The sequence below is a fragment of the Nonomuraea sp. NPDC050383 genome (genome assembly GCF_044459125.1).
Taxonomy (GTDB): Bacteria; Actinomycetota; Actinomycetes; order Streptosporangiales; family Streptosporangiaceae; genus Nonomuraea.
The window spans coordinates 43,689-69,452 of the sequence record NZ_JBITIP010000023.1; the positions used below are offsets into that span (position 1 = coordinate 43,689).

Sequence of the window (25,764 nt, forward strand, 5' to 3'; positions counted from 1 at the left end):
TGCCTGACCGTACCGAGCGGGCTCGTGCGGGCTGTCATATCCGTCCTTTCAACGTGCGGAACCGTTCAGAAAGTGATGATCACTTTCCCCTGGCCGTGCTGCGTGGCCAAGTCGATGAGCGCCCGGCGGGCGTCGGCGAACGCGTAGGTGGCGCCGATCACCACTCGCAGGGCACCGCGTGCCGCCTGATCGGCGAGCGCGTCCAAACGCCCCGGCACGGGAACGGTGCCGGTGTAGATGGCGTGCACGCCGCCGGCGAAGCCGGGCGGGCCGCCGAGCGGAGAAACCAGCCGGCCACCCGTCCTGGCGGCGGTCGCACTGCGTTCGAGCCGGGGCCCGGCGTTGGCGAGGTCGATCACGACGTCGGCGCCGTCCGGCAGCAGGTTCAGCAGTTGCGGCGCGACCTCCCCCGCGGTGTGGTCGATCACCGCGTCGGCGCCGAGGCCGTGCAGAAAAGCGAGCTGCGTGGTGCGGCCGGTGGCGATGACGCGGGCTCCGGCCTGCGTGGCCAGCTGGACGGCGAAGGAGCCGAGGCCGCCGGCGGCGCCGACGATGAGCACGGTCATGCCGGGCCTGAGCGCGGCAGCCTCGATGAGAGCCGCGGCCGTGAGTGCACCCGTCGGCAGCGCCGCCGCCCGCTGCCGGTCGAGGCCATCGGGCCGTCGCGCGCCGGCGGGCCCGGCGTCGACGACGACGTATTCGGCCAGCGCGCCGGAGCGGACGCCGTTCCAGGCCAGGACGGGCTCGCCGACCGCGAACCGGGTGACCCCCTCCCCCACCCGGGTCACCACGCCCGTGATGTCGACGCCTGGCACGAACGGGTGCGTGACCGGGATGGTCTCACGCATCGCGCCCGTGACCAGCTTGACGTCGATCGGATTCAGCGCCGCGGCCTCGGCGCGGATGAGTACCTGTCCCGGCCCCGGCACGGGAACGGGCACGTCGGCGACGGACAGTTCCTCCAGGGGCCCGTACGCGCGGGACACCAGTGCCCTCATCCGCTTCCCCCATCTCTCGCCATCACCGCTACAGCCTTGCTGACCAGGGACGATACTGGCATCGGCGAGAATTACTCATACAGACACGAACACCGCATTCGTTGAGTAACTTCCGCCGAGGCGGGCGGCGAGCGCGCCCTGCCATCCTCATCTCGCGATCCACCCCTGTCGTTGGGAGCTCAACCATGTCCGCTGATGCCGGCCCGGCCCTTCGCGGCGCGACCGGCGGGCGCGTCACGCCCCGATGGCGGCGCCCGGCGAGAGGACCCATCATGATGAACGGAGACGTGCGCGTGCCCCGAGCCGTCAGATTCAGCCGCTACGGCGGCCCGGAGGTGCTGGAGGTCGTCCAGGTGCCCCGGCCGTCGCCGGGCCCCGGCCAGGTGCTGGTCAAGGTGATCGTCGCCCCCGTCAACCCCGGCGAGATCGGCATCCGCGAGGGCGTCTTCGCCGACCTGTGGCCGGCGGCCTTCCCAGAAGGGCAGGGTAACGACCTGGCCGGCCAGGTCGTGGAGGTGGGCCAGGACGTGATGGGCTTCGCGCCGGGCGACGAGGTGGTCGGTTACGCCCCGCGCCGCGCGCAGGCCGACTACGTGGTCCACGACGCCGCCACCCTGGCCCGCAAGCCCCCGGTGCTGTGCTGGGAGGAGGCGGCCCCGCTCTCGGCGGTGGGCGTGACCGCCTGGGCCGGGGTCGAAGCCGTGCTGCCCCGGCCGGGGGAGACCGTGGTGGTCTCGGCCGCGGCGGGCGGTGTCGGTGTGCTGGCCGCCCAGCTGGCCCGCCTGCGCGGCGCCACCGTTGTCGGCACGGTGGGCCCGCACAATCTCGACTTCGCGCGCTCGCTGGGCATCACGCCGGTGCTGCACGGCCCCGGCCTTGCCGAACGGCTGCGCGCGGCGGCCCCGAACGGGGTGGACGCCTTCATCGATACCTTCGGCGCGGGGAATGTGCAGGCCGCCATCGACCTCGGCGTGCCGCCGCGGCGCATCAACACCATCGCCGACGGCGCGGCCGTGCGCCGCTACGGCGTGCGCAGTCAGGCCCAGGAGGACGCCTTCTCGCCCGAGCTGGTGGAACGGCTCGCGGCCCTGGTCGGCGAGCGGCGGCTCAGCGTGCCGATCCATGCCGTCTATCCCCTGGAACGGGTCCGCGACGCCTACGTCGAGCTGGCCCGGCGGCACACGCGCGGCAAGATCGTCCTTAGTCTCGTCCTGTCCCCGGACGACGGCCCCCAGGCCGGCTGATCTGCTCACTTCACGTGCACGACACACGTAGGTGACAAGGGTGGGCGAACCTCGCGGGTAGGGTCGGCCTCGATGGACGACCCGAGCCCCACCCGTGCCGCGCCGGTGCTGTACGGACGCCGGCCAGAGATTGAGGATCTCGACCGGCTGCTGGAGCATGCCCGCGCGGGCCGTGGGGGCGCGGTCTTGCTGCACGGGGTCGCCGGGGTCGGCAAGAGCGCACTGCTGGAGCACCTGCGGGCCCGGGCCGAGAGCTTTCGTGTCCTGCGGGCCGCCGGTACCGAGTCCGAGAGCCGCCTGCGTTTCGCCGCGGTCCATCAGCTGTTCGCCCCGCTGCTGAGCGACCTTGGCCGGATGCCGCCGTACCTGCGTACCACCGTCGAGGCCGCCTTCGCCGTCGGCGACGGCGACGGCGACGGCGACGGCGAGCCCGCCTGGTTCACGATGGGGCTCGCCCTGCGCTCGCTGGCGCAACAGAGCGCTGCGGACCGGCCACTGCTGTGCCTGGTGGACGACGCTCACTGGCTCGACCGGCCCTCCGCCCGGGCCCTCGACCTGATGGTACGAGGACTGTCATCGGCCGGTGTCGCCGTGGCGCTCGCGCTGCGCGACCCGGCGGCTCGGCCCGAGATCGAGGAACTGCCCCGGCTGCGCCTCGGCCCCCTGGCCGAGGACGCGGCAGGTGCGCTGTTCGACGCCCGCACGCTCATACCCGTCGATGGGCGGGTGCGCCGCAGGATCCTCGCCGAGGCCAGGGGCATCCCCCGCGCGCTGCTCCAGGCCCCGTCCCCGGCGGTCACGGCGGGCGCTTTCCTGCCCGTCGCTCACCCGGCCTCGGGGAAGGACTGCGACTTGCCCGCCGTCGTCGCGGCGCTGAGCGCCGCCGGCCGCATGCTGTTGCTGGTCGCGGCGGCCGACCCTACCGGGGATCGGGCGATGCTGTGGCGCGCCGCCGCCGGGCTGGGCCTGAATGCGGCCGACGGCCGAAGGGTGCAGGAGACGGGACTGGTGGAGCTGTCTGACCCGGTGCGTTTCGCGGACCCGGCCCTGCGCGCAGCGGTCTATCGCGGCGCGGGCGCGCCGGCCAGGCGCCGGGCGCATCTCGCACTCGCCGAGGCCACCGATGCCCGCGCGCACGCCGACCGCCGGGCCTGGCACCGCGCCCTGGCCGCGCTCGGCCCTGACGAACACGTCGCCACAGAACTGGAGGCCAGCGCCGGGCAGGCCGGGCGCAACGGCGGCGCGGCGGCCACCGCCGCGTTCCTGGGCCTGTCCGCCTCGCTCACCGCCGCCCCACGCCGCCGCGCCGGACGCGCGCTGGCCGCCGCCGAGGCCAAGCGGGAGATCGGCGCCGACGACGCGGCGCTGACGCTGGTGAGCCTGCTGGACGCGGATCCGGCGCAGCGGATCCGGGCCGCGACCGTGCGCGCCCGGATCAGATATGCGGCCGATCGGGACGAGGCCGCCCTCGACGCGCTCTTGAGCGCCATTGCCGCCGACCCGCCCCAGGCGCGCGCCTGCCTGCTCGAAGCTCTCGCCGTGACGATCGCGGCCGGCCACGACGCCTCCGCGGATCAGCGTCGGATCATGGCCGAGGCCGTCGCGGCGCTGCCCGAGCCGCCGCAGCCCGCCGACGGCCTGCTGACCGCGATCGCCGCCCTGCTCGTGGCCGGTCCCGGCCAGACCATGCCCCTGCTGCGGCGAGCGCTGGACTCCGGCCCGGCACCACGGGGCCCGCTGCCGGCGATCGCGGCCATGGCGGTCTGGGATTTCCCTCGCTGGCAGCAGATCGCCGGGGCCCGGGTGCGCGCCGCCGTCGGCAGCGGTGCGCTGGCCGAGCTGCGCTGGGCGCTGGACGACCTCGCGGTGGCCCGTCTCCACGCCGGCGACCTGGCCGCCGCAGAGCAGCGCGTGCGCGACGGTCAGGTCATCGCCGCCGGCATCAGCACGGGTGTCGGCGCTTCGTTGGTCACGCCGGGAGCGCTGATGTGTGCCGCGTGGCGCGGGGACGAGCCCGCCCTGACGGACCTGCGACGACGCGCCTTGGCCGAGGACGTCCCGGCCAAGGACGGCAGGCGGGCCGTGTTCGCCGAACTCGCGCAGGCCGTGCTGCTGAACGGCCGAGGCCACTACGACACGGCGTGTCAGGTACTGCTCGCGGCCATCGAGCAGACCGAGCCGGGTATGTGGCCGCTGGCGGCGATGGAGTTCGTGGAGGCGGCCGCCCGGTCCGGCCGGCCGGACCTGGCGGCCGCCGCAGCCAGGCGCGTGGACGAGCAGGCCGCTGCGGCGGGCACCGGCTGGGCGGCCGGGCTGGCGTCGTGGTGCCAGGCGTTGCTGAGCGACGGCTCCACCGCCGAGCGCTTCCACCGGGAAGCCGTCCGGTTGATGTCGGCCGAGGAGCCGCAGCCGTCCGCCTTCCTGGCCCGCGCGCACTTGTCCTATGGCGAATGGCTGCGCAGGCAAGGCCGCAGGACCGACGCGGGCGAGCAGTTGCGCACCGCTCATGCCCTGTTCGCCGAGATGGGCGCCGCGGGCTTCGCCGGGCGCGCGGAACGCGAGCTGGCCGCAGGCGGCGCTGCCCCGCCGGGGCACGGACCCGTCCTGCTGACGCCACAGGAGGAGAGCATCGCCCGGCTGGCCGCCGCGGGCACCACGTCGAAGGAGATCGGCCAGCGGCTGTTCCTCAGCCCGCGCACCGTGGACGCCCACCTGCGCAGCGTCTTCGCCAAGCTGGACATCACCTCCCGCAGGCAGCTGCGGGAGGTGGAGTTCGGGACCCCACACCAGCAGTGATTCAATATTGAACTACTATCGGCTTCGATGAGCGAGCACCTCACGCGAACCGGCCCTGACCTGCCCCTCTCTCGCCTGGCGCGCCGCGAGCTGCCGCGTCTGGCCTGGCTGCTGGAGCGGGCGCGGCAAGGCGCCGGCGCGGCGACGGTCGTCCATGGGCAGGCCGGGCTGGGCAAGTCCGTCCTGCTGGACAGCGCGGTGTCGGCCTCCGGGCCGGGCGATACGATCCTGCGTGCCGCCGGCGCCGAGTTCGAGCAGGAGCTTGCCTTCACCGCGCTGCATCAGCTCTGCTTGCCCCTGCTCCACCTGGCCGACCGGCTGCCCGCGCCGCAGCGCCTGGCGCTGAAGACGGCGTTCGATCTGGAGGAGGGGGCAGCGCCGGATCTGCTCGTCATCGGGCTCGCCGTCCTCGGCCTGCTGGCGGAGGCAGGCACGAGCGGGCCGGTGGTCTGCGTCGTGGACGACGCCCAGTGGATGGACGCGGGCTCGGCCCAGGTGCTGGCTTTCGTGGCACGCCGGATACAGGCCGAGCCCGTCGCTCTGCTGTTCGCCATGCGCGACCCGGATGCCGTGCCCGCCCTGGCCGCCCTTCCCCGTCTGCCGCTGTCCCCGCTCACCGACCAGGAGGCCGGCTCGCTGCTGGCTTCGATGCCGCACGCCCCGCTGGATGCGGAGATCCGCCGCCAGCTCATCGCCGAAGCGCGCGGCAACCCGCTCGCCCTGCTGGAGCTGCCCCGCGGCCTGGGTCCCGCCGGCTACCCCAGCCACCTCGGTCTGCCGGTGACCGACCTGGTCGAGCAGAGCTTCCAGCGCCGCTTCTGCGCGCTGCCCGAGCGCACCAGACGGCTGCTGGTGCTGGCCGCCGCCGAGCCTCTCGGCGACACCGGGGTGCTGCGGCGCGCCGCGGAGTCGGAGGGGCTCACCCTCTCCGACGTCGAACCCGCCGAGAGCGCCGAGCTGGTGCAGGTCGATGTGTGCGTCCGCTTCCGCCACCCGCTGGTCCGATCGGCGATCTACCGGCTGGCCGACGAGGCTCAGCGCCGCCGTGCCCACCACGCGCTGGCCCGCGCGTTCGATCCCGAGCACCGCCCCGACCGGCGCGTCTGGCATCAGGCCCAGGCCGCGGACCAGCCACGGGAGCACCTGGCCGGCGAGCTGGAGCGTCTGGCCGGCCGGGCCCGGCGCCGCGGCGGGGTGGCGGCTGCCGCCGCGTTCCTCGAACGCGCCACCGAACTGACCCCCGACCCCGCGCTCAGGGCCGAGCGCGCGCTGGCCGCCGCCCAGGCCAAACACGAGGCAGGAGCCTCCGAGCAGGCCGGCGCCCTTCTCACGGCCGCCGACGCCGGGCCGCTCACCGGCGCCGGGCGGGCCCGCGTGATGCGGCTGCGCGGGCAGATCGCCTTCTCGCTGCGCCGCGACGACGACGCCCCCGTACTGCTGCTGGAGGCGGCCAAACAGATGGCGCCGCTGGACGCGGCCCTGGCCAGGCAGACCGCGCTCGAGGCTCTGTGGGCCGCCACCGGCGCCGAACGCAACGGCGACGCGCACGGCATCAAGGCCGTCGCCGCCGCCGTGCTGCGCGGCCCCGCCGCACCGCGTGCGCCGCAACCCGCCGATCTGCTGCTTGACGGCCTGGCCACGCTGTTCACCCAGGGCCAGAGCGCCGCCGCGCCGCTGCTGCGCGCAGCCGTCGACGGCTTCCGCCAGGCCGACGATCCCAGCTGGCTGCCCGTCGCCTGCCGCGCCGCCTGGGACCTCTGGGACGAAGTCGCGCTGGAGGAGCTCGCCACGCGCTGCGTCGAACTCGCGCGAGAGGCGGGAGCGCTGACGTTCCTGCCGCTGGCGCTCAACTTCCAGGCCGTTGCCGCCACCTACGCCGGCCGCTTCACCGCCGCCTCGGCCATGACCGAGCAGGCCCACGCCCTCACCGAGGCCATCGCCGGGGCCTTCGTCCCCTATGCGGCCATCGTACTGGCCGCCCACCAGGGCAACCGGGGCCAAGCCCGCGCGCTGTTCGGCCAGAGCCTGCGCGCCGCCGCCGACGGCGCGGGCGGATTTGTCACGATCGTCGAGTACGCCACCTCCGTCCTGCACAACGGGCTGGGCGAGCACGAGGCCGCACTCGCGCCCGCCCGCCAGGCCGCCGGCCGCACCCACCTGTTCTGGAGCGCCGCCGCGCTGCCCGAACTGATCGAGGCCGGTGCCCGCACCGGACGGCTCGACCTGGCCCAGCCCGCTTTGGACGAACTCGCCGAGCTCACCGAGGCCGCCGGCACCGGCTGGGGGCTCGGCGTGCTGGCCCGCTGCTGCGCCCTGCTCAGCGACACCCCGGACCAGCTGTACGAGGAGGCCATCGACCGCCTCGCCGGCACCCGCGTCACCGTCCAGCTGGCCCGTACCCACCTCCTGCACGGCGAGTGGCTCTTTCGTTCCGGCGCACGAGCGCAGGCACGCGCGAGCCTGCGTGAGGCCCACCGCATGTTCGACCGCATGGGCGCCGCCGCGTTCGCAACCCGCGCCGCCCGAGGGCTGCGCGAGCTCGGGGACCGGCCGGCCAGCTCCGCCACCTCGGTCCTGGACGCCCTGACCTCCCAGGAAGCCAACATCGCCCGCCTCGTGGCCACCGGCAGGACCTCCCGCGAAGTGGCCGCTGACCTGTTCCTGAGCCCGCGCACGATCGACAACCACCTGCGCAACATCTACCGCAAGCTCGGCCTCAGCTCGCGCCGCCAACTGCGGGAGCTCGACCTCGGCGGATGACCCGCGTGGTTGCGATCAGCCAACCTGGGAGTAACGCACCCAGGCAGCCGGACCCGCGTTTGCCTAACCTCGGATGTCATGGACAGTGAACGCAACGACCTGCTGGGGAGGTTCCTGCGAGAGCGCCGCGCACTCGTGCGGCCCGAGCAGGCCGGGCTGCCCCCGGACGGCCGCCGCCAGGTTCCCGGGCTGCGCCGCGACGAGGTCGCCCACCTGGCCGGCCTCAGCACCGGCTACTACGCCCGGCTCGAACAGGGCCGCGAGCGCCCCACCCGCCAGACCGTGGAAAGCCTGGCCCGAGCGCTGCGCCTGGACGAGCACGCCCGGGTGGAGCTGTACCGGCTGGCCCGGCCCACCGCCCGGCGCCGCCGTCCCGGCCGCGTCGAGCGGGTCGCGCCCGAGGTGCTGGCCCTGCTCCACGACTGGACGGTGGCCCCGGCGTACGTCCTGGGCTGGTCGGGCGACGTGCTGGTCCGCAATCCGCTGGCGAACGTGCTGCACGACCGCTTTGTCTTCGGCGACAACCTGCCGCGCATGATCTTCCTCGATCCGGCGGGACGGCAGTTCTACCGCGACTGGACCAACACCGCCCGGGCCGCCGTGCACGACCTGCGCCACGTGGCCCGTCAGAGCCCGGACGAGCACCACCTGCGCGAACTCGTCGGCGAGCTGGCGATCGCCAGCCACGACTTCCGCCGGTTGTGGGCCGCCCCCGAGCCGCGCGGCCCGCTCAAGCCCGGCAGCAACTTCTACCACCCCGACGTCGGCGACCTGCATCTGCGCACCGAGATCTTCCCCATCGCCAGCGGGCCCGGCCTGCGGCTCGTCACCCACCCGGCCGAGCCGAACTCGCCCTCCGCCCAAGCCCTGGCCCTCCTCGGGACGCTGGCCACCCAACCTGCGGAGTAGCCCACATCAATGACCAGTGATTGACGTATGCCTGCTCTGGCTGCTGACGTGCCATCGCGCCGAACATACCGGTCATGACCATCCATGACCATGACCTCAACCTGGTCGGCACCACCGACTTAAAGGCAGACGCCCGCGCCCGCCACGTCGCACTACGCGCCCAGGGCCCCATCCACCGAGTGCGCTCGGCCGACGGCACCACCTCCTGGCTGGTCATCGACTACGAACTGGGCCGCCAAACTCCCGCCCACCCTCAATTGAGCAAGAACCCCGAACCGTCCACCGAGCAACTGCGCGCCTCGGGACGGCACATACTGCTCGCTGGTTCCGGCTTCTGCGGCAACATGCTGATGGCCGACCCGCCGGAGCACACCCGGCTGCGCCGCCTGGCGTCCAAGGCGTTCACCCGCACCGTCATCGAGCGGCTGGCGCCCGGCGTCGAACAGCTCGCGCACGAGCTCATCGACGCCATCGCCCCGGCCGGCATCGCGGACCTGGTCGCCGCCTTCACCGGGCCCCTGCCCATGGCCGTCATGTGCGACCTGCACGGCGTGCCCGAGCAGCACCGTGACGACCTGCAGCGGTGAACCCGGCGCGGCATGGGCAACCCCTCGCCCGCCCAGCGCGAGGCAGGCCCTGCTCGCCCTGAACACCTACCTGCGGGATCTGCTGGAAGCCGCACGCGCCGCCCCCGCCGACGACCTGCTCCCACCTGATCAGCGTGCACGACGACGACCACGGCCGCCTGTCCACCACCGAACTGCTCGGCGCCACCGAGGACCTCCTCCTCCGCGGCCGCCGCATCAGACGCGGCGAGCCCGTCACCGTGGCCCTCACCTCCGCCAGCCGTGCGGCGGGCCCCGCCGAGGCGGCCGACCGCCTCGACGTGACCCGTCCCGACGCGCGTCACCTGGCCTGGGCTGACCCGTCGGCGCAGCGCCACTGGCTGCCTGCCGGCATCACCCGCGGACCGGTGACGCTGCCCGCGCGCTTCACCCCCGCCGGCGTCACAGCCCCTCGACGACCAGGGCATGAGCATCGGCGAAGGTCTGCCGGAACGCCTTCAACGGCGCGTAATCCTCGGAGTGGTAGAACGCCTCGGCCGCCTGCTTGCTGTCGAAGCGCAAGATGACGGCCAGCGCCGGGTTGGCATCGCTCTCCCAGACCAGCGGCTGCGCGTCGCGGGCGACCGGCAGGCCCCCGTAGCGGCCGACGACCTCCAGCGTGGCGGCTTCGTACTGGCGGAACTTCTCTTCATCGTCAGGGGTGACGCTGATGACCATGTATGCACTCATGCCGCCAATATAACGCACAAGAATCTTGTGCACAAAATATAAGTGCGGCTGATAGATTGGATTCATGCGGCTTGACGACCAGATCTGCTTCTCCTTGGCGACCGCCTCTCGGTCGGTAGCGGCGCTTTACCGGCCCCTGCTGGAGGATGCGGGACTGACCCAGCCGCAGTACATGGTGATGCTCGCGTTGTGGGAACGGAGCCCTGCCACCATCAAGCAGATCGCGGCCGCCGTCCGGCTCGACCACGGCACCCTGACACCCCTGCTCAAACGCCTGGAAGCGGCAGGCCACCTCGTCCGCCGCCGCCGCACCGACGACGAACGCAGCGTCGAAGTCGATCTGACTCCCCAAGGCCGGGCGCTGCGTCAACGGGTCGAGGCCATCCCAGGCAAGATCAGCGAGGCCCTCCCGCTGACGCCCGAGGAAAGCCGTCACCTGCGCGAACTGCTCGCCAAGCTCGGCGGTGAACCCCTCTGAGGTGCCCCAAGCGGCGATGCAGCGGTGCGGTCGGCGGGACTGTCGCTGGATCGCTACGTTCTGTCCAGGTCACCGGTCACCAGGGCTGACCCGGCGGCGAGGCCCGCAGCTCGCCGAACAAGAGAATCTGGCCCGGGATTGCCTCAGCCGGCCTAGGCGCCGGAACGCACGGGTAAGCGGGGTCACGGGTTGAGCAGGAAGGGCAGGCCTGCGTCATGAACACCGTCGCGGGGATCGGCGTCGCCGCGGGCAACCTCATGGTAGGCGCTCTGACCGGCAGCGCCGTGGTCTGGATCACGCTGACCGCCCTCGGGGCTCGTGCTGCGTGCTCGCCGTAGCGCTGCTTGACCGCGAAGGAGTGCTGGCAGCCGACTCCAGCCAGGTCTTGAACATGGGCGCCGTGTGCCGATACAGCACGCGGCGTCCATCCGCAGGGAGGGCGGCGTCGTCGAGGTAGAAGAACGACTAAAGATCTGCCTACGACACCGAGGCGCCTTAGCTGCCATAGGCGGCTGCTTCCTGATCACTGAGGAACTCGGCCGGCATGGCCCGCACCATAGGACCCAAGTGCCACGGGCCGGACTGCTGGAGTGCGTCGAACCAGGCCTTCTCGGGCGGGATGTGCTCCAGCGGCAGGATCAGCCGCCAGGCGATCGGCTTGTGCCGCGCGGCGGTGGCGAGCGACTTCTCGATCTGCCGCTTCCGCGAGGAGGTGAGGCGCGTGGTGAACGACTTGACCTCGAAGATGACGGGCCCGTGCTCGGTCCGCAGCCAGCTGTCGACGCCGTCCTTGGTCGAGGAACCAGAGATCGTCGCTCCAGTGCGACGCCGGGGTCAGGGTGACCGGAGCGGTGTCGAACATCACCGAGGTGAACCAGCGCAGGGTCTGCTCGAAGTGGTCGCGCATCCCGAACGTCGACCAGTGCGGACCGGAGTAGGTGGCCAACCCGGCTCTGGCCAGGATGGCGTTCTGCAGTGCGGTGATGTCGGAGTATCCGCAGAGGATCTTCGGGTGGGCGCGGATCAGCTCCCAGTCCAGGAACGGCAGCAGCTCGTTGCTGTTGTACCCGCCGATGACCGTCAGGACGGCCGCCACGGACGGGTCCGAAGGCCTCGTGCAGGTCGGTGACCCGGGAGGCGACGCTGGAGGAGCCGAACGCGTCGCGCTCATCGACGTGGCGGCCGTAGAGGGCTCGCGGGTTTCGGACCCGGGGCGATGGCGCAGGGGGATCGCGCCGCGGGCGTCCGGCCCGGCCATCATCAACTGGCGTTCCTGGGCGTCGAAGCGCTGGTCCCACAGCCCCGGTTGGGGCAGCCGGCCATGTACGGCATGCGTGGGTCTCTCCATGCCGTGCGGCGTGTCGCGGCCGCTGCACGATCTGCGCGACCCCTCCACCGGCCGCCGGGTGCTGCACCAGAAGAACATCGCCGCCGAGCCGGGCGTGAGGGTCCCCGTGGGTGCGGGGGAACGGGGTTTGTGACGTATCTTGTGAGCCATGGCCGCAGGTCAGAGGCACACTCGGACTGTTCTGCCAGGGGTGAACTCTGCCAGCGGTGAACACCGGCCCGACAAAAGTCGACGGTCACTACAGTCCAGGCTCATGACGACGATTACTACGCGCACGGTTGAGTACCCGGCCGACGGCCTGACGATGATCGGGCACCTCGCGCTCCCGGCCGGTGTCGACCGCCGGCCCGCGGTCCTGGTCGGGCCCGAGGGGCCGGGGCTCAGCGACGTGGAGCGCCGCCGAGCCGACGCGCTCGCCGAGCTGGGATACGTGGCGCTGGCCTTCGACATCCACGGCGGGCGCTACTTCGCCGACCCCGAGGAGATGCTGGCCCGTTGCATGCCGCTGCTCGCCGACCCCGACCGGATGCGGGACATCGGCCACGCGGCGCTCGACGTGTTGCGAGCCGAACCGCGGACCGACCCTGACCGGATCGCCGCCGTCGGCTACGGCACCGGGGGCGCCATCGGGCTGGAGCTCGGGCGCGACGGCGTCAACCTGCGCGCGATCGGGACCGTCAACGCACTGACCACGGGCCGGCCGGGCGAGGCGGCGCACATTCGCTGCCCGGTGTGGGCCGGGGTCGGCTCGGAAGACCCGATCATGCCGGCCGCGCAACGGGACGCGTTCACCGCCGAGATGCAGGCCGCGGGCGTCGACTGGCGCCTCACGGTCTACGGCGGCGCCTTGCACGCCTTCCACCACCCGCCGGTCGACCAGCCCGTGGTTCCCGGCGTCGGCTACCACCCACGGCACGCGCAGCGAGCGTGGCGCGACGTCGTCGACCTGCTCGCCGAGTGCCTGCCCGTAACGGAGTGATGTGGTGAGTCCGAGCTCGGCCGGTAGCATCAAGGTCGCCACCGACGACCGGCCCGCGCTGCTGAGCGCACTGTCCCGCATCCGCGACGGCGACCTGCTGACCGTTCAGGAGGTTGACCGCCTCGGCCGCAACCTGCCGGAAGAGCTGATCGTCCGCAACGATCGGTTCCTGCACGGCATCGGCGTCGTTCACAAGACCCTGGCAGAAGATCCCGCCAGTGGCTCAGCAGGAAAGGTGACCCGCCGCTCGGACTCCGACGGCTCGATCGGAAGCGGCGGTAGCGAGGCTGCGCAGGGTGTGGGGTCCAGTGGAGTGGTATGAGATCGAGACGTTCCTGGCCCTGGCTGAGGAGCTCAACTTCACGCGCACCGCCGAACGTCTACTCGTCTCGCCGGGTCGGGTCAGCCAGACGATCAAAAAGACAGAACGTCGTATCGGCGGCGCGTTGTTCGAACGCAGCAGCCACCACGTGGCCCTCACCCCGGTCGGCCGGCAGCTCTACGCGGAGCTGCTGCCTGCATACCAGCAGATTCAACGTGCCCTCGGCAACGCTTCGGCGGCCTTCGCGGGGATCAGCGGTGAGCTGCGCGTAGGATACACCGCCCCATGGTCCGGTGCCCTCATCGTGCGGGCGGCCGATGCGTTCAACTCGCGCCAGCCCCGGTGCACCGTCGAGCTGCAGGAGCTGACGTACAACGCGGCCATTGCGGCGTTGCAGAGCCAGGACGTCGACCTGGTGGTGGCCGAGCCGCCTGTCGAAGACCCTGCCATCATCGTGGGCCCCGTCCTGTTCTCCGAACCCCGCGCCTTGGTCGTGCCCGCCGATCATCCCCTGGCGACACGGGAAACGGTGTCGTTGGAGGCCCTGGCCGTCCTGCCGCTGATCACGGCTGTCGGGGTATCCCGTACCTGGCGCGACGCCTTCTTTCCCCGCCTCACCCCCCAGGGCCGCCCCATCAGGCACGGACCGGCCGCCGTCGGATGGCAGGAGGTGCTCTCACTGGTCGGGGCGGGCAAGGGGGCAACGGTGGCCACCGTCCGGGCGGGGCATTACCACGGTCGGCCCGATATCGTCTATGTCCCGTTTGATGACGCACCGCCCGTCGACTACGCGCTGATGTGGCGTAACGCAGGCGACACGGTCGGGCTGCGGGCGTTCATACAGACCGTCCTGGAGTTCGCCCCGCAGGCGGTCGGCAGGGCGTGACCTGGCGCGCGGGCCCGGGGCAAGGCTCACGCCTGCGCGTCCCGACGTCCGCCCCGCGGCAGTGCCAGGGTCGCGGCCGCCGTCAGGACGAGCCCGGCCGCCGCGAGCAGCATGCTCCACCGCATTCCGGTCAGGAACGTGTCCGCCCCTGCCAGCAGCGCCCCGAAGATCGCCACCGCGAGCGCCCCGCCGACCTGGCGGGCGGTGTTGAGCACGGCGGAGGCGGTGCCTGCCCGTTCCGGGGGTACCGCGTCGAGCAGCATCGCGGTCAGCGCCGGCACCGCGAGTGCCCCGCCGAGGCCGACCGGCACCATCAGCGCCGCCACCGCCCACACATCGGTGTGCGCGCCCACCGTGGTCAACGCCGCCAGCCCGGCCGTCCCGACCAGTTGCCCTGCCACTATCGGCACCCGCGGGCCGAACCGCCCGGCCAGCTTGGCCGAGGCCAGGTTCACCACTGCGACCAGTGCTGTCATCGGTATGAACATCAGGCCCGCGTGCAGCGCCGACTCACCACGCTCCTGCTGGAAGTACAGGCTGAAGTTGAACACTCCGCCGTAGTAGGCGGCATTGAGCATGAAGCCGACCACCACCGACACCACCACGACCCGTGAGCGGAACAGGGGCAGCGGGAGCATCGGATGCGCGCCCCTGGCCTGCGCGGCGAGGAAGGCGGCTGCCGCGACCGCGGCCACCAGGAGCGACGCCACCACGAGCGGCCGGCCGAAGCCCTCGGCGCCGCCCTCGATCACGCCGTACGTCAGCGCGCCCATCGCGACCACGGCTGTCACCTGCCCGACCGCGTCCAGCCGCGCGGGCAGTCGCGGGGAGGCCGGGACGCGGGAGAGCAGGGCGAGTGCCAGCAGACCTGCGGGGAGATTGACGAAGAAGATCCACCGCCAGCCGACGGAGGCGGTGAGTGCCCCGCCGAGCACCGGACCGACCGCCACCGCGACCGCGCCGCCCACGGTCCAGACGGCGATCGCCCGCGCCCGCCTGGCCTGGTCGGGGAAGCCCTGTCGGACCAGGGCAAGGGACGCCGGCATCATCACCGCCGCCGCGGCCCCCTGCACCAGCCGCGCCGCCACCAGCACGCCGAGGTTGGGGGCGAAACCGCACGCTGCCGAGGTCAGCGCGAAGAGCACCAGCCCGCCGCCGAACGCCCGCCGGGCCCCGATGCGGTCGGAGAGGGCGCCGGCGGAGAGCATCAGGGCGGCGAACATCAGCGCGTATCCGTCCACCACCCACTGCAGGCCGGACATGCCGCCACCAAGGCTGCGGCCGATGTCGGGCAGCGCGACGGTGACGATCAACGCGTCCAGCGAGATGAGAAAGAAGCCCAGCAGGGCGGCGCCGAGCACCATGGGGGATCCGCCCCGGGCCGCCTCCGGCGCAGCGGCCGCGGCGCGGACGGCAGGGGAGGGCTTGGACAGGGATTTCATCAGAGCACTCCTGAGACATTTCGATAGGTGCGCAACCGAGACCGGGAGCCGCGGGAAGACCACTGACAGACGGGCCTGCTGCCGGCAAGCCGTGTGCCGGGGTGTGACAGAGCCCCGGCGCACGGCGCATGCGTGCGGTCAGCCTGCCGCCTGTGCGGGCAGGTCCTTGTTGCCGTCACCCCACGTCGCCGTCATCACCACCGAGTTGATCAGCCATCGGCCGCCGGTCCGTGCCAGTTCCCACCGGTAGTCGCCGCCGAGCGTCCACAGCGGAGCCCCATGCGGGGTGGCGAGGCGGTGTGTGGCCTGGAAGGAGGCGGTGCACACAGCATGGACCCCGTCGATGCGGACCAGGTGGTTGGCGATCAGGTGCTGGGTGGCGTCGAAGCCACCGAGTGTCGCCGACCAGGCATCGACGATCTCCTGAGGAGTGAGTTGGATCGGGTCGCCACCGTTGAGGCTTGTGTAGTCGAGGAGCACCTTTTCGGCGAACAGACCGCGCAGGAGCGTCCATTCCCGGCGGTCGGCGTGCACCGCCATCCGGGTGCACGTCTCGACCACCTCGATCCTGGCCTCGGACAGGGACGGTGCAACGGCCGCAAAGGACTCGGACATGACGAGGTGACCTCCTGCTGTAGGGGCGATGAGTGGGGTGGCCGGGGGGCGGGGGTGCGAGCGCCGGGCGCTCACAGCGTGCGGGCGAAGTGCTCGGCCGCCGCATCCGCGGCGAAGCCGACCTGTGGTGACTGGTCGTAGAAGTCGAACTGGGTGCCCTCGGTCCACAGGAATTGCCTGGACCCGGCGAGATCTGCGTGGAAGCGGCGGGCTCCGTCCGGGATGGCGGCGTCCTCGCTGTGCACCAGCAGCACAGGTGCGGTCAACCGCGGCGCGATCGCGACGGCGTCGAAGTCCAGCCACCCGGTCCAGGCCATGACCGCGAACCGGTTGGACCACTGCGGGATACCGCCGCGCTGCGGGTCGAGGTAGAAGTCGATGTCGAAGGGCATGGCCGCGTTCGGGTCGCTGCCGCTGACCACCGGCACGTAGTCGACCTCCCCGGTCTCCTCGTACCTGCGCCGAGCCTCGGCCGCGGCCGCCTTCTTCGCCTCGATGCCCTCCGGACCGCCATAGTTCTCCTCACAGATACGCCGGTCGTGCAGCCACGGCGCCACCAGGGCAAGCGACCCCACCCTCGCGTCCTCGGCGGCGAGGGCGCTCGCGTACATCGCGCCGGCGCAGACGCCCAACGCGCCCAGGACCCCGTCACCCACCGCCGGATGCCCGGACAAGAAGTCGGCCGCCGCCCGGAGGTCCCGGACCTTCAGCTCCGGCGACTCGAAGTCGCGCGGCTCACCGCCCGATTCGCCGTAGCCGGTGAAGTCGAACGACAGCGCCGCAAAGCCACGCCGGGCCAACTGCTCGGCATACCGGTCGGCCATCTGCTCCTTGACGCTGGTCCAGGTACCTGCGACCACGACCCCCGGCGCAGGGGCGGCGTCAAGGTCAGCGTTATCAGGCAAAAAGAGGTGACCGGCGAGCTTTGCCGCATCACCGGTGAAGCTGACCTGTTCTGGTAGGGGCATGTCGAGACTCTCTTTCGAGGCAGGAAGGGATATGGCACGTCAGCCGACGACCAACCGCCTCGCGACGGCCACCTGAGGAGACCGTCGGTTGAGCACACCGCGTGGACCGCGCTGGCCGCAGCCGCGTTGATGGACGGGCAGCATTGCCCGCTCGCCGTCCCCCACACGCTCGCACCTGACGCTCCGGCCGGGCAACGCCCAATCTCTCAAGGCACGTTTAGCGCGGCTAACAGCCTGCGGCCGGATGCCGACCTGACCTCCGCCCGATGGGAGCGCCGCGCCGGCAGACTCGGTGCCTGGTGGCCGCCGGTGAGTGAGCACTCCCGCCGCCCGGACCGTGAGTCGAAGCGGGCGGTGCGGCACGGGAACGATCGTTGGGCGCACCCGGCCTTACGGTGGCGCCATGAGCAATCACTCCGAAGCGCCTGTCACGCCCGTCGAGGCCTACGAACCCCCCTACTACGTGGCTGTCTTCACGACGGTGCGAACCCAGGAGCAGAGCGGCTACAGCGAGACCAACGCACGCATGGAAGAGCTGGTGAAGGACATCCCTGGGTTCCTGGGGATGGATCACGCGCAGACTCCTGGTGGGCTGGCCATCACCGTCGGGTACTTCCGCGACGCCGACGCTCTCGCGGAATGGCGGTCCAACCCCGAGCACCGCGCGGCGCAGAAGCGCGGGCAAGTCGACTGGTACCAGAGCTACACGCTGCATGTGGCGAAAGTGGAGCGCAGCCACGGGTTCATCCGAGCGTAGGTCCCGCAGCGCCCGACAGCAGGCCGACCCAGCGAAGTCACCTCAGCGACCGTCCCGCCACAGGCTCTCATCGAACGGGTCGGCGTGCCCTCGTGAGCCCGATCCAGCGGAGTCGGGCCCGGCCTGGTCCCGGTCACCGACTGGCACCCTGACGGGATCTCCGAAGGTGTCAGCGGCGACCGGATCGGCCTCTTGGCCGGCGTCGGCCCCGTCCCCTGGCTAGCGGGCCTTGACGGTGGTCGGCAGGCTGCTCAAGCCGTGAATGTTCGGGTGGTGCACGCGCACGGGTGTCCCTACGCCGTAGTCCTCGTGTACGGCGGCGACCAACTCCTCCAGCACGATGCGGGCTTCGAGGCGGGCCAGGCTCGCTCCGAGGCAGAAGTGCGGGCCAGTCCCGAACGCCAACGTGCGGGAGGTGTCGCGGTCGAGGTCGAACATCTCCGGGTTCGGGAAGACGCGCGGGTCGTGGTTGGCGGCAGCGAAGATCAGCAGTAGCCGGGAGCCGGCCGGGACCACGGTGTCATGCCACTCCACATCGCTGGTGACGAGCCGTGCCGTCATCTGGCCTGAGGAGTCGTAACGGAGCGTCTCCTCCACCCAATCGCCGATCCGGCCGGGCTGAAAGGCGATGCGCCGCTGGCCGGGGTGGACGGCTGCCTGGTACCAGGCGTTGCCGAGGATCTTCGTGGTGGACTCGTTGCCGGCCACGCCGAGCAGCAGCAACACCGCGCCGATGTCCTTGTCGGACAGCCGCTGCCCGTCGATCTCTGCGGCGATGAGGGCAGACACCATGTCGTCGCCCGGGTGGGCGCGGCGATCGGCGATGAGCTGCCCGTAGTAGGTCATGAGCTGGATGGTCGCTGCGACGGAGGAGCCCGGGATGCCGGAGGTGCCCTCCTCTCGGTTCAGGCTCTCGTTCGACCAGCGCAGGACCTGCGCGCGGTCCGCAGCGGGGACGCCGACCAGTTCGCTGATGACGTCCGCGGGGATGTTCTGGGCCAGGTCGGTGATGAAGTCGAAGTCGCCGCCGGCCGCGAGAGCCGCGTCGAGATGGCCGCGGGTGATCTGCCGGATGCGGGGCTCCAGCTCCGCGACCCGTCGCGGGGTGAACGCGCGGGAGATCAGCGCTCGGAACCGGGTGTGGTCGGGCGGGTCCATGGCGATGAACGAGGAGCGTCTGGCCATGTCAGGTGACCATAACTCCAGGTTGACGCCGTGGCTGTTGCTGTAGGTGGTGAAGTCCCGGCCGGCGGCGTACACGTCGGCATGCCGGGTCAGGGCCCAGAAATCCAGCTCGTCGTTGCGGTAGATCGGCGCCTTCTCACGCAGCAGCTCGTACGTCGGATACGGATTCTCGTGCATGGCGTAGTCGTACGGGTTGTAGATCAGAACGTCGCTCACGAGACCCCTATCGGAAGTGAAGGGAAAGTGGGGAGTGGGCTGCGACCCCAGCTTCCCAGCCGATCCTGGGCCCGGGCAACGGCCCCGAGGGTCAGCCGCAGCCCGGCGGGCCAGAGCGGTGAACCGTAGACGCCGGCCGGTGCACGACCCGAGGGCAACTCGCGCGTAAGAGCGACAACCTGAACGAGCGTCCCGTTGCGCGAGAACCGCCGCATGAAGCGGACTCTGAGTCGTGATCACGTGGAGGGAAAGGGTTGGACGAGGTCGCGGGCGGCCTGGTAGCTGCAGCCGACCGCGACACCGTCCGAGGAGGTGAGACCCATGAACGTATCCATTGTGGGTGCTCCCCCTGTCGTCACGGTCGGGCGATTGACGTAGGTGTCGCCGGGAGCGCCTCGATGACAAGGCACTCCCGAAAGGCAACACCTGTGCACTCACTGCAGTTCACCGCCGAGTTGTTCCGGGCGAGGGCGGCGGGCGAGCCGGAAGGCCCGATCGTCGTGCGCTACAACGACCACCTGGCGGAGCTCGCCGTGCCCGAGTACCAGGCGACCCTGGATGCCCTCCAGGAACTCCCGGAGATCGGCACCGACGGGCTGGTCGGTTTCTGGGGCATCAACATGGGCACCGCCATCGGCATGCCGTTCGTGGCGATCGAACCCGGGATCACCGCCGCGGTCTTCGGTCAGCACTGGCCTGATGTCCTGGCCGAGAAGGCGAAGCAGATCACCATCCCGATCGAGTTCGACATGCAGTGGGACGACGAGCACATCTCGCGTGAGGAAGGTCTCGCGCTGTTCGACGCCTTCGCCTCGAAGGAGAAGTCGTTGCACGTGAACTCGGGCAAGCACAAGGAGCTGCCTCGGTTCGAGGTCGACAGCGCGGTCCGGTTCTTCGCCCGGCACCTTGGCGGAGCGGTCACCGCGTCGGCCTGACCTGAGCGGTCGCGGCGTCCGGCTTGCCGGCCGGGCGCCTCGACCGCGGCCCGGGTTCTGGCTGCGTATCCATCCGCGTAGTTGGAGTCCGCATCCGGCAGGCGCGATCGACCTCGGGCTGAGGAGCATTCCCGGAAGGGGTGGGCCTGGCTGACCGCGCTGCTGTACGGGCCGGAGTGCGACGAGATTCCCGGCCGCGTCAGACCATGGCGAGGTACGCGGCGAGCTCGTCGGAGGAGTCAGTGGAGATGCCGACATATCCGTCCGGCCGGATGAGGGTGTGCCGTACCCCGCCGTACGGGTCGGCCGGCACGTACGCCCGTACCCGCGGCCCGTCCGGCACCCGGGGCGCGGGATCCGGCGAGAGCAGCGTGAAGTGCGGGCCCCGCAGCAGGTCGAACATGCGCGCCCGGCTGCCGTCGGCCAGGCGCAGCGGCCCGTCGGGCACCCGGTCCCCGCCGCTGCGGGCCAGCGCCGAGCCCCGGTAGCCGACCTGCAGCTGGTAGGTCTCCTCGTCGCGCTTGAAGGTCTTCTTGTCGAGCAGGTCGGTGCTGAGGCCGAGGACGCGGGCCGCGATCGGGCGGCGTTCCTCCTCATAGGTGTCCAGCAGCGACCGCGGCGCCCCGTCCAGGACGCGCGCGAGTTTCCAGCCCAGGTTGTACGCGTCCTGCACGCCGGTGTTGAGGCCCTGCCCGCCCGCGGGCGAGTGCACGTGGACGGCGTCCCCGGCCAGGAAGACCCGGCCGTCCCGGTACCTGTCCGCCAGCCGGATGTTCACCCGGTAGAGCGAGGACCACAGCACCTCGGTGACGCGCACCCCGCGCAGCATCGACCGCTCGGCGAAGATCCTCTGGAAGCCGGACAGCGTCAGGTCCGGGGTCACGCCCGGCCTGAGCGGGGCGAGCAGCTGGAACGTGTCGGTGCCGGCCATCGGGTACAGCGCCACCATGCCCCTGCCGGGCCGGACCCAGACGTGGATGTGGTGCCGGTCGAGCCCCTCGACGCGTACGTCGGCCAGCGCCATGCGCTCCTCCTCGCGGGTCTCGCCGGCGAACCCGACGCCGAGCGCCTTGCGCACGAAACTCCTGCCGCCGTCGGCTGCGACCAGGTAGTCGGCCCGCACGGTGCCCCCCGTGCGCAGCGTGGCCGTCACCCCTCCCGTGTCCTGCTCGAAGCCGGTCAGCTCCGCGCCGTACTCCACCTTCCCGCCCAGCTCCGCCAGCCGTTCGCGCAGGACCCGCTCGGTGCGCCACTGCGGATGCATCACCACCATCGGGTACGGCACCGCGTCCGTCGCCGTGCCCGGCTTGTGCATGCGCCCCTGGTACACCGGCACCCGGCCGACCCGCACCCGCAGCGGCGGGTAGACCGTCGCGGACGCCAGCACGCGGTCGATCACGCCGAGGTCGTCGAAGATCTCCTGCGTGCGGGGCTGCAGCCCCTTGCCCCTGGAACCGAGCGAGGGCTCCGGCGCCCGCTCCACGACGCGGTGGCCGATCCCGCGCCTGGCCAGCTCCACCGCGAGCGTGAGCCCCGTGGGGCCGCTGCCGACGATGAGCACGTTCGTCTTCTCCGTCATGCCCCGACCGTGCCAGGGCGCGCTGCCATATCCCTGTCACCGCCCTGCCGGTCGGCGGCGGGCCAGGTGGCGTGGTCACGGCAGGATCGAGTCGACGTAGCCGCCGTCGGCGCGGACGGCGCCGCCCGTGGTGGCGGAGGCGTGATCCGAGCTGAGGTAGACGACCATGTTGCCGACCTCGGACGGCTCGATCAGCCGCTGGATGAGGGAGCTCGGGCGGTGCTCGCGCATGAACCGCCGCTGCGCCTCGTCCCAGGGCAGGTCGTCGCCGACGAGGTCCTCGACGAAGATCTCGACGCCCGGCGTGTGCGTGGGACCGACGATGACCGAGTTGACGGTGACGCCGCTCCCCGCGGCGGCCTTGGCGAAGCCGCGCGTGACCGCCAGCAGCGCGGTCTTGGTCATGCCGTAGTGCACCATCTCGACGGGGATGACCACCGCCGAGTCGCTCGCGATGTTGAGCACCCTCCCCCAGCCGCGCTCCATCATGCCGGGCAGGTAGGTGCGGGTGAGGCGGACGGCCGACAGGACGTTGACCTCGAAGTAGCGGCGCCACTCGTCGTCGTCGATCTCCAGCACGGGCCTGGCGCCGAAGATGCCGAGGTTGTTGACGAGGATGTCCACGTCGGGCACCCGGCCGAGGAGCCCGGCCGCGCCGTCCGCGGTCGCCAGGTCGGCGGCCACGGCGGTCACGTCCGCGTCCGGCAGCCGGCCGGTGATGGTGGCGGCCGCCTGCTCGGTCTTCTCCTGGCCGCGCCCGTTCACGACGACGGCGGCGCCGGCGCGGGCCAGCTCGGTGGCGATGGCCAGGCCGATGCCCTGGCTGGATCCGGAGACCAGGGCCCGGCGGCCCGACAGATCGATGTTCATCGGTTGCGTCCTTTCCGGGTCGTCTTTCGACCGACCGGCGTAGGACGTGCCCAGAGATGGGCGGTGAATGTCGGATCCGATGGGGTCAACCGAGTGTGCAGGTCACCTGCGGCGGGGTGTTGACGCTGCCGTTCCAGCTCGCGATGAAGCCGAACGTGGCGGACGCGCCGGCCGCCAGAGCGCCGTTGTAGCCCGCGTCGCGTGCGGTGACGGCGGCTCCGCTCTGGGTGAGCGTGGTGTTCCACGACTGGCTGACCCGCTGGCCGTCGGCGAAGGTGAAGGTCGCCGTCCAGGCGGCCGACGCGGCCGGGGATTCGTTCCTGACCGTGACCTCGGCCTGGAAGGAGCCGCCCCACTGGGAGATCAGCCGGTAGGTGGCGGCGCATCGTCCCCCGGTCGGTGAAGGCGACGGCGAGGGGCTGGGTGAGGGCGAGGACGAAGGGATCACGCCGTCCAGGACCCGCGCGAGCGCCGGGTACCAGCGGTCGGCCATCTTCTGGAAGCCGGTGTCGTTGGGATGCACCCCGTCGCCGGTGTCGGTGGCCGTGTCGAAGCCGGTCCACTGGTCCACGACGACGATCGGCGACCGGGTGGTGGTGAGGCCGGCCGCCCAGCCCGGGATCGCCTTGTCGAGCGCCGTCACGTCGGCGGCGCAGGTGGTGCAGCCGGACGGGTTCATGGGGATGATCTGCGCCACGATGATCTTCATGTCGGGGTTGTTCGCCCGCATCTGGCCGACCAGCTTCGTGTACGCGGCCAGGACGGTGGAGGTGGGGAGGTAGCCGCCCCACATGTCGTTGGTGCCCAGGTGCATGAGGACGATGTCCGGTCTGGCCGCGTCCAGCCATGGTGGGAGCTGGTTCTGGTCGGCGATGCCGGTGGCGGCGTACCCGCCGTGGCCCTCGTTGTCGCCGTCGTAGGAGTAGCCGTAACCGCAGCCGCCGTCGGGGACGCTGCCGACGAAGTCGATGTTCGCGTATCCGGCCGTCTGCAGATGGTGCCAGAGCATGGCGCGCCAGCAGCCGGGCCCCGCGGTGATGGAGTCGCCGAGCGGCATGATGCGGACGGGCGCCGCCGCGGCAAGGGCGCGTACGCCGGCCGCCGGAGGCGCGTACAGGCCGGCGCCGAGGGTGAGTGCCGCGAGGAGGGCGGCCAGGGCGGCGTACAGGTGGGATCTGCGAAGCATGGCTCACTCCCGATGGACCCGGCCGGGCCCGCCGGATCGCGGCGGGCCCGGCCGGAAGCCGGTTCTAGGACGGTTCTGTCTAGGACAGGGGGTTCTGGGTGAGCAGGTGTGCCTTGAAGCCCGCGCCGTAGGTGCTGGTGGGGGTTCCGTTGTAGTCCTCGATGAGCACGTTGCCCTGGCTGCAGCCCCACGGGTTCCACGTCCAGGCCGTGTATCCGACGCCGTGCGCGTCGGCCCAGGCCATGACCTGGTCGATGTAGTCGTGGGCGCAGGAGTTCTGGCCGATCTCGCCGGCGTGCACCGGCACCTGCGCGGCGACGGCGCCGACCTGGCTGTCCCAGCAGGAGACGTTGGAGCAGGTGTTGAAGTTGTAGGTGTGCCAGGCGGCCATGAGGTTGCCGGCCGGGTCGGACGGCTTGTAGGTGAGCCACTGGCTGAGGTCGTTGGACCAGGCCAGGCCACCGAGCATGATCACGTTGGTGGCTCCGGTGGCGCGCACCGTGTCCACCAGTGACTGCATGCCGGCCACCTGGTAGCCGATGCCGGTGCAGGTGCCGCCGTCGCGCCAGCAGGTCCATCCCGCGGTCGCGTTCCAGTTCGCGGCGGCGTCCGGGTACGGCTCGTTGAACAGGTCGAAGACGACCGCGTTGTTGCCCTTGAAGGCGGTGGCCACGCCCTTCCAGAACGTCGGCGCGTACTGCGCGTCGGGCATCGGCTTCTGGCAGGTCGCCGTGGTGTCGGAGCAGCCGGCGCCCTGGCCGGTGTACTGGCCGTAGTTCCAGTGCATCTCCACGATCGGCGTGATGCCGTTGGCGACGAGCAGATTCACGTAGTCCTTGACGTTCTGCTGGTACGTGGCGCCGCTGGGCGTGCCGTTGGTGCCGTTCCAGCACTCCTCGTTCAGCGGGATGCGGACCGCGTGGATGTTCCAGGCCTTCATCGCGTCGACCGACGCCTGGTCCGCGGGACCGCTGTCCCACATGCCCTTGCCCTGGACGCAGGCGAACTCGCCGCTCGCCCGGTTGACGCCCAGCAGCCGGTACGTGGCGCCGGCGGAGGTGACCAGCCGGTTGCCGGAGACGCGCAGAGCGGGCGCCGCGCCGCCGGTGACGGCGTCGTTGTCGGCCTCGGTGGCGTTGACGGTGACGGAGGTCAGGCCGGAGGAGGCGACGCTGATCGGCCGGGTGCCGTTGGTGCTGTCGGCGTCCTCCGCGGCGCCGAGCGTCACGGTCTGCGGGGTGCTCCAGTTGGCGGCGGTGAAGGTGAGGCCGGCGCCTCCGGTCACGGTGATGTCGCCGTCGCCGGCGCCCGCGGTGCTGGTGACCGTCACGTTGCCGGACGGCTGGGACTGCAGGCGCACCGTGTAGGCGCCGGTTCTGCCCTCCGGCACGCTCACGCTGGTGGGCGAGACCACCAGGGCCTGCTGTGTCCCTCCGGACCCGGTGCCGGTGCACGACACGGTCGGGGACGTGTTGGCGCCGGTGTAGGTGCCGTTGAAGCCGACGGTCCAGGTCGCACCGGTGCCCTTGGCGGCGTTGTACGACTCCGGCTTGACGGTGACGGCCGCACCCGCGGGGGTGGGCGCGGCGGGGGTCGGCACGCCGCCCCACATCTGGGTGATCACCTGGTTGCCGGGGAAGTCGAAGCTCAGGGCCCAGCTGGTCAGCGGGTCGCCGGTGTTGGTCACCGTGATGGAGGCACCGAAACCGGTGCCGTTGTCCCAGCTCTTGGCGTAGGTGGCCGAACACGCCACGGCGGCGTCGGCGGCGGTCTGGACGGTGGCGAGTCCGGATCCGGCGAGCAGCACGGCGGCTGCTGCCATCAAGGGTCTGCGCCACGGGTTCCGGGGCATGTGCATGAGGGTTCTCCGTGACGGCATCGGCCCTCCAAGGGGGGTGGGAGCGCTCCCAAACGATCTGCCCCTTTGCGGAGCCTCCGCAAGCCGGCTCCGGTGGCCTCCAGGCCGGCATCCGTGCCGACCTCGGAGGACACCGTC

23 protein-coding genes are annotated in these 25,764 nt (G+C 71.7%); 12 read left to right on the forward strand and 11 right to left on the reverse strand.

Annotation, left to right across the window (positions count from 1 at the left end):
* Positions 1-65: 65 nt before the first annotated feature.
* Positions 66-998, reverse strand: a complete 933-nt coding sequence (locus ACIBG4_RS37080) for an NADP-dependent oxidoreductase (RefSeq protein WP_397206538.1) — start codon at positions 996-998, stop codon at positions 66-68.
* A 272-nt stretch (positions 999-1,270) separates the two neighbouring features.
* On the opposite strand from ACIBG4_RS37080, the gene ACIBG4_RS37085 reads away from it, so the two are divergent.
* The 5 genes from ACIBG4_RS37085 (at position 1,271) to ACIBG4_RS37105 (ending at position 9,294) form a co-directional block, all read left to right on the forward strand.
* On the forward strand, positions 1,271-2,242 hold the full coding sequence (locus ACIBG4_RS37085) for an NADP-dependent oxidoreductase (protein ID WP_397206540.1): 972 nt from the start codon (positions 1,271-1,273) through the stop codon (positions 2,240-2,242).
* Positions 2,243-2,314: 72 nt separating this feature from the next.
* Positions 2,315-5,038 carry an AAA family ATPase gene (locus ACIBG4_RS37090; protein ID WP_397206542.1) on the forward strand — a complete coding sequence of 908 codons (2,724 nt, stop codon included), beginning with the start codon at positions 2,315-2,317 and terminating at the stop codon, positions 5,036-5,038.
* A gap of 27 nt (positions 5,039-5,065) precedes the next feature.
* Positions 5,066-7,798: a LuxR C-terminal-related transcriptional regulator gene (locus tag ACIBG4_RS37095; RefSeq protein WP_397206544.1), complete on the forward strand. Its 2,733-nt coding sequence runs from the start codon at positions 5,066-5,068 to the stop codon at positions 7,796-7,798.
* 78 nt (positions 7,799-7,876) lie between these two features.
* Positions 7,877-8,707 (forward strand): helix-turn-helix domain-containing protein, encoded by an 831-nt coding sequence (locus ACIBG4_RS37100; protein WP_397206546.1) that lies wholly within the window; start codon positions 7,877-7,879, stop codon positions 8,705-8,707.
* Positions 8,708-8,781: 74 nt separating this feature from the next.
* Positions 8,782-9,294 (forward strand): hypothetical protein, encoded by a 513-nt coding sequence (locus tag ACIBG4_RS37105; RefSeq protein ID WP_397206548.1) that lies wholly within the window; start codon positions 8,782-8,784, stop codon positions 9,292-9,294.
* A 420-nt stretch (positions 9,295-9,714) separates the two neighbouring features.
* Here the strand turns inward: ACIBG4_RS37105 and ACIBG4_RS37110 are convergent, their stop codons facing one another.
* Positions 9,715-10,002, reverse strand: a complete 288-nt coding sequence (locus ACIBG4_RS37110) for a DUF1330 domain-containing protein (RefSeq protein WP_397206550.1) — start codon at positions 10,000-10,002, stop codon at positions 9,715-9,717.
* A gap of 64 nt (positions 10,003-10,066) precedes the next feature.
* Between ACIBG4_RS37110 and ACIBG4_RS37115 the strand changes: the two genes are divergently transcribed.
* Together ACIBG4_RS37115 and ACIBG4_RS37120 are read left to right on the forward strand one after the other, a co-directional pair.
* Positions 10,067-10,480: a MarR family winged helix-turn-helix transcriptional regulator gene (locus tag ACIBG4_RS37115; protein ID WP_397206552.1), complete on the forward strand. Its 414-nt coding sequence runs from the start codon at positions 10,067-10,069 to the stop codon at positions 10,478-10,480.
* Between the two features lie 215 nt (positions 10,481-10,695).
* The gene (locus ACIBG4_RS37120; RefSeq protein ID WP_397206554.1) at positions 10,696-10,818 is read left to right on the forward strand and encodes a hypothetical protein; all 123 of its coding nucleotides are present in this window, start codon (positions 10,696-10,698) and stop codon (positions 10,816-10,818) included.
* A 185-nt stretch (positions 10,819-11,003) separates the two neighbouring features.
* Here the strand turns inward: ACIBG4_RS37120 and ACIBG4_RS37125 are convergent, their stop codons facing one another.
* On the reverse strand, positions 11,004-11,576 hold the full coding sequence (locus ACIBG4_RS37125) for an LD-carboxypeptidase (RefSeq protein WP_397206556.1): 573 nt from the start codon (positions 11,574-11,576) through the stop codon (positions 11,004-11,006).
* A gap of 505 nt (positions 11,577-12,081) precedes the next feature.
* Between ACIBG4_RS37125 and ACIBG4_RS37130 the strand changes: the two genes are divergently transcribed.
* From ACIBG4_RS37130 to ACIBG4_RS37140, 3 genes are read left to right on the forward strand one after another with little or no spacing between them, the layout of a single operon-like run.
* Positions 12,082-12,807 (forward strand): dienelactone hydrolase family protein, encoded by a 726-nt coding sequence (locus ACIBG4_RS37130; protein WP_397206558.1) that lies wholly within the window; start codon positions 12,082-12,084, stop codon positions 12,805-12,807.
* A 4-nt stretch (positions 12,808-12,811) separates the two neighbouring features.
* Entirely contained in the window at positions 12,812-13,129 is a 318-nt protein-coding gene (locus ACIBG4_RS37135; protein WP_397206560.1) for a recombinase family protein, read from the forward strand.
* Positions 13,116-14,015, forward strand: coding sequence for a LysR family transcriptional regulator (locus tag ACIBG4_RS37140; protein WP_397206562.1), 900 nt, complete (start codon positions 13,116-13,118; stop codon positions 14,013-14,015). Before ACIBG4_RS37135 ends, ACIBG4_RS37140 begins: the two co-directional genes overlap by 14 nt.
* Before the next feature lie 26 nt (positions 14,016-14,041).
* Here ACIBG4_RS37140 and ACIBG4_RS37145 read toward each other — a convergent pair whose 3' ends face one another.
* The 3 genes from ACIBG4_RS37145 to ACIBG4_RS37155 all read right to left on the reverse strand — a co-directional run bounded on the left by ACIBG4_RS37145 (position 14,042) and on the right by ACIBG4_RS37155 (position 17,040).
* Positions 14,042-15,457, reverse strand: a complete 1,416-nt coding sequence (locus ACIBG4_RS37145) for an MFS transporter (RefSeq protein ID WP_397206564.1) — start codon at positions 15,455-15,457, stop codon at positions 14,042-14,044.
* Positions 15,458-15,595: 138 nt separating this feature from the next.
* Positions 15,596-16,072, reverse strand: coding sequence for a nuclear transport factor 2 family protein (locus ACIBG4_RS37150; RefSeq protein ID WP_397206566.1), 477 nt, complete (start codon positions 16,070-16,072; stop codon positions 15,596-15,598).
* Positions 16,073-16,143: 71 nt separating this feature from the next.
* Positions 16,144-17,040 carry an alpha/beta hydrolase gene (locus ACIBG4_RS37155; protein WP_397206568.1) on the reverse strand — a complete coding sequence of 299 codons (897 nt, stop codon included), beginning with the start codon at positions 17,038-17,040 and terminating at the stop codon, positions 16,144-16,146.
* Between the two features lie 403 nt (positions 17,041-17,443).
* On the opposite strand from ACIBG4_RS37155, the gene ACIBG4_RS37160 reads away from it, so the two are divergent.
* Complete coding sequence (locus tag ACIBG4_RS37160; protein ID WP_397206570.1) at positions 17,444-17,797, forward strand: antibiotic biosynthesis monooxygenase family protein; 354 nt, start codon at positions 17,444-17,446, stop codon at positions 17,795-17,797.
* A 219-nt stretch (positions 17,798-18,016) separates the two neighbouring features.
* Here the strand turns inward: ACIBG4_RS37160 and ACIBG4_RS37165 are convergent, their stop codons facing one another.
* Positions 18,017-19,198, reverse strand: coding sequence for a cytochrome P450 (locus ACIBG4_RS37165; RefSeq protein ID WP_397206572.1), 1,182 nt, complete (start codon positions 19,196-19,198; stop codon positions 18,017-18,019).
* 428 nt (positions 19,199-19,626) lie between these two features.
* Between ACIBG4_RS37165 and ACIBG4_RS37170 the strand changes: the two genes are divergently transcribed.
* Positions 19,627-20,133: a hypothetical protein gene (locus tag ACIBG4_RS37170; protein WP_397206574.1), complete on the forward strand. Its 507-nt coding sequence runs from the start codon at positions 19,627-19,629 to the stop codon at positions 20,131-20,133.
* Positions 20,134-20,332: 199 nt separating this feature from the next.
* Here ACIBG4_RS37170 and ACIBG4_RS37175 read toward each other — a convergent pair whose 3' ends face one another.
* The 4 genes from ACIBG4_RS37175 to ACIBG4_RS37190 all read right to left on the reverse strand — a co-directional run bounded on the left by ACIBG4_RS37175 (position 20,333) and on the right by ACIBG4_RS37190 (position 25,590).
* Positions 20,333-21,712 (reverse strand): FAD-dependent monooxygenase, encoded by a 1,380-nt coding sequence (locus ACIBG4_RS37175; RefSeq protein ID WP_397206576.1) that lies wholly within the window; start codon positions 21,710-21,712, stop codon positions 20,333-20,335.
* Positions 21,713-21,787: 75 nt separating this feature from the next.
* Complete coding sequence (locus ACIBG4_RS37180; RefSeq protein WP_397206578.1) at positions 21,788-22,582, reverse strand: SDR family NAD(P)-dependent oxidoreductase; 795 nt, start codon at positions 22,580-22,582, stop codon at positions 21,788-21,790.
* An 85-nt stretch (positions 22,583-22,667) separates the two neighbouring features.
* Positions 22,668-23,768 (reverse strand): cellulose binding domain-containing protein, encoded by a 1,101-nt coding sequence (locus ACIBG4_RS37185; protein WP_397206580.1) that lies wholly within the window; start codon positions 23,766-23,768, stop codon positions 22,668-22,670.
* A 79-nt stretch (positions 23,769-23,847) separates the two neighbouring features.
* Positions 23,848-25,590, reverse strand: coding sequence for a cellulase family glycosylhydrolase (locus ACIBG4_RS37190; RefSeq protein ID WP_397206582.1), 1,743 nt, complete (start codon positions 25,588-25,590; stop codon positions 23,848-23,850).
* Between the last annotated feature and the right edge of the window lie 174 nt (positions 25,591-25,764).

Excerpts from the sequence above, each read along its gene's own strand:
- ACIBG4_RS37080 (WP_397206538.1), bottom strand. The coding sequence starts at position 998 with ATGAGGGCACTGGTGTCCCGCGCGTACGGGCCCCTGGAGGAACTGTCC.
- ACIBG4_RS37085 (WP_397206540.1), top strand. The coding sequence starts at position 1,271 with ATGATGAACGGAGACGTGCGCGTGCCCCGAGCCGTCAGATTCAGCCGC.
- ACIBG4_RS37090 (WP_397206542.1), top strand. The coding sequence starts at position 2,315 with ATGGACGACCCGAGCCCCACCCGTGCCGCGCCGGTGCTGTACGGACGC.
- ACIBG4_RS37095 (WP_397206544.1), top strand. The coding sequence starts at position 5,066 with ATGAGCGAGCACCTCACGCGAACCGGCCCTGACCTGCCCCTCTCTCGC.
- ACIBG4_RS37100 (WP_397206546.1), top strand. The coding sequence starts at position 7,877 with ATGGACAGTGAACGCAACGACCTGCTGGGGAGGTTCCTGCGAGAGCGC.
- ACIBG4_RS37105 (WP_397206548.1), top strand. The coding sequence starts at position 8,782 with ATGACCATCCATGACCATGACCTCAACCTGGTCGGCACCACCGACTTA.
- ACIBG4_RS37110 (WP_397206550.1), bottom strand. The coding sequence starts at position 10,002 with ATGAGTGCATACATGGTCATCAGCGTCACCCCTGACGATGAAGAGAAG.
- ACIBG4_RS37115 (WP_397206552.1), top strand. The coding sequence starts at position 10,067 with ATGCGGCTTGACGACCAGATCTGCTTCTCCTTGGCGACCGCCTCTCGG.
- ACIBG4_RS37120 (WP_397206554.1), top strand. The coding sequence starts at position 10,696 with ATGAACACCGTCGCGGGGATCGGCGTCGCCGCGGGCAACCTCATGGTA.
- ACIBG4_RS37130 (WP_397206558.1), top strand. The coding sequence starts at position 12,082 with ATGACGACGATTACTACGCGCACGGTTGAGTACCCGGCCGACGGCCTG.
- ACIBG4_RS37145 (WP_397206564.1), bottom strand. The coding sequence starts at position 15,457 with ATGAAATCCCTGTCCAAGCCCTCCCCTGCCGTCCGCGCCGCGGCCGCT.
- ACIBG4_RS37150 (WP_397206566.1), bottom strand. The coding sequence starts at position 16,072 with ATGTCCGAGTCCTTTGCGGCCGTTGCACCGTCCCTGTCCGAGGCCAGG.
- ACIBG4_RS37155 (WP_397206568.1), bottom strand. The coding sequence starts at position 17,040 with ATGCCCCTACCAGAACAGGTCAGCTTCACCGGTGATGCGGCAAAGCTC.
- ACIBG4_RS37160 (WP_397206570.1), top strand. The coding sequence starts at position 17,444 with ATGAGCAATCACTCCGAAGCGCCTGTCACGCCCGTCGAGGCCTACGAA.
- ACIBG4_RS37175 (WP_397206576.1), bottom strand. The coding sequence starts at position 21,712 with ATGACGGAGAAGACGAACGTGCTCATCGTCGGCAGCGGCCCCACGGGG.
- ACIBG4_RS37180 (WP_397206578.1), bottom strand. The coding sequence starts at position 22,582 with ATGAACATCGATCTGTCGGGCCGCCGGGCCCTGGTCTCCGGATCCAGC.
- ACIBG4_RS37185 (WP_397206580.1), bottom strand. The coding sequence starts at position 23,768 with ATGCTTCGCAGATCCCACCTGTACGCCGCCCTGGCCGCCCTCCTCGCG.
- ACIBG4_RS37190 (WP_397206582.1), bottom strand. The coding sequence starts at position 25,590 with ATGGCAGCAGCCGCCGTGCTGCTCGCCGGATCCGGACTCGCCACCGTC.